At 50.7% G+C, this 2714-nt stretch carries 1 protein-coding gene; it reads left to right on the forward strand.

The annotated features are described in order from the left end of the window. The coding region (locus HZA49_05030; protein MBI5778799.1) for a hypothetical protein at positions 1 to 2714 on the forward strand (2714 nt) is incomplete at both ends.

Raw genomic sequence — 2714 nt, forward strand, 5'->3', positions numbered from 1 at the left:
CCCCAGGCGCGGTATTTACGATGTATGTAACGGCCCGGTCTCAGGGTAGCGGTTACAGCGCTCTGGATGTGGTCAAGGCAGATACGACATTAGGGCAATATCGGCCTGATTTGCATATCACGCGCTCAACTGACTACCCGATATATACAGTGGGATTGGATGAATATGAGCCGACTATACAAACCTCGTTGTTGCAGGCCGCGGCCACCGGGCAGGTAGTGACATTCTATATCAGAATAGAAAATGATGGTGGAAATAGTTCTGTTTACAGACTGACCGGCAGCGGTAGCGGTGGTGGCTGGACCGTGACTTATTATGATTTATTCGGTGATATTACATCTCAGATGATAGGCGCAGGTTATGATACAGACAATGTCGATCCGGTCGATACCCGGGATATCTGGGTAGAAATATCCCATAACGGTACTCCACCGGGCGGGGCGCCTTATTACCATTACATCCGGGCCAGGGCGGTATTAGAACCGACTGAGGCTGATACGGTTCGGACTGCTACCGAGACGCCCAATTACCAGCCGGATAATCAGATTGCCTTGCCGTCCGGATATGTCTATGAAGGAAATTTGATGTATAACCAAACCGGAAGTACCCAAAGCGATACGACATTGAATATTACCGCCTTAAGCACGGTTAGTTATTTAGTCAAGGTAGAGAATGACGGCAACAGCGCGACAGATATGACGGTAACTGGCTCAGGGACAAGCGGCGGCTGGACGGTAACTTATTATGAGTTACCGGGCAATACCCAGATACCGAACGGTCAGATAACCGGCTCCGGCTGGCTGATCAGCAGCCTGGCGGCTGGCAGTTATAAAGAGATCAGGGTGGAAACCAGTCCGGATAGCAGCGTTCTGTCCGGCGCCTCAGGCGAAAAGACGGCTTATGTCAAAGCCATTGCGGCGAATAATCCGAGTCAGTCAGATACGGTCAAGGCCAGGATTAGGACCAATATCATGTACCGGGCGGATGGCGGGATAAGCGTTTCTGCCGGCGGGCCGTATACGGATATGGTCATCACATCGACCGACGGTACGAACCAGGCCGTGCAGCAAAACACCTCAAGCGGCAGTACGGTAACGTATTATATCAGGATAGAGAATGATGGTAATACGGATGATACATTCTCAATCACCGGCGCAACCGGTAATTCGGATTGGGCTGTAACTTATTATGATGCCGCGACCGGCGGGAGCAATATCACGGCTAACGTTATCGGGGCGGGATGGCCATACGGGCCAATATCACCGGTGGGATATGCGCCGGGGCAATACAAGATAATCAGATTAGAGGTAAAGGCCGTGACTTCGACTATCGGGGCTGAATATCCGATGCTGGTAAGCGTTATATCCAAAAATAGCGGTTATAGCGAGAAGGATGTAGTTAAGGCAACCACCAAGGTGCAGTCTTATTACCAGCCGGATTTACTGGCCAAGGAGCAGAGCGAGGGGAGTTACACCGGAGATAATTATTATACCAATGATCCGTCCGGGCAATCAGTATCATTAAAGAGTGTCAATAACAGTCAGACCATTACGTATCAGATCAGGATAGCCAATGACGGATTAAATGATGATACCTTTACCATAACCGGGACCGGAGGCGGGTATGGCAGCGGCGGAGCCAGCAGCGGTTTATGGAACGTGGCTTATTATGACGCCTTAACCGGCGGGGTGGATATCACCAGCCAGATAATTAACGGGACACTGGCGCCGATCTGGCTGGCCGGAAACGGCGGCACAACTGATATCAGGGCCGAGGTAACGCCTGGAGCGAGTGTCTGGGCGCATGATGCCGGCAGCCCGAATATCTTCCAGGTAAAGGTCAGGGCTACGTCTGAAAGTGCGGGCAATCCTGTAGATGAGTTACAGGCCCAGACCGCAGTGAATAAGCAGTTCAAGCCGGACGGGTTTGTCAGAACCTCAACTGAAGCAGATGTGGTTCCCGGTAATTATGTAGGATATGATGTATATACTACGACCGGGACCAGCCAACTCAAGCAACAAGGGGTGAATAACAACCAGACCATCACCTATTATGTCCGGGTCCAGAATGACGGTAATTACAGTGACACATTCAGTATTACGGGTACACCTTCTGGTGCAGCCGGTGGCGGTACTTGGACTATTAGATACTACAGTCAAGGTGGTAGCAATATTACTGCAGCGGTGACAGGCGCTGGCTATTCGACCTCGTCATTTGGTTCTTTCCAGAGCGGTACCCAGGGGCAGATGTTCAGGATAGAGGTCTCACCGGATAATAACGTAGCCCAGGGCACGACATACGACATTTATTTTGGGGGAACCTCAAGGAGCGACTACGGCAAGAAGGATTATGTAGTGGCTCGGGCGGTGAACAACACCTATCAGACGGACTTGTATATTAGGCCATCGACAGAAGGGTATAACAGCGTCAGGGATAATAATATATATGAGTGGCCATCGGTAGTCAGCCAGACCGCCGGTACGACCAATATCGACTCGGATACCTATATTACGTATTATGTAAAGATAGAGAATGACGGGGACGCTTTAGATCGGTTTACCATAACCGGCACTTCAACCACCGTATCGCCGACCAACTGGACCATCTCGTATTATAAGTTAGATATGACAAATATCACCAGCGCGATTAATTCAGCCGGCGGATGGCTGACAGACGCGGTTACGGCCGGCGGAAATGCCGAGATATACGTTGAG

It is taken from the genome of Planctomycetota bacterium, from assembly GCA_016235865.1.
Lineage (GTDB): Bacteria > Planctomycetota > MHYJ01 > JACQXL01 > JACQXL01 > JACRIK01.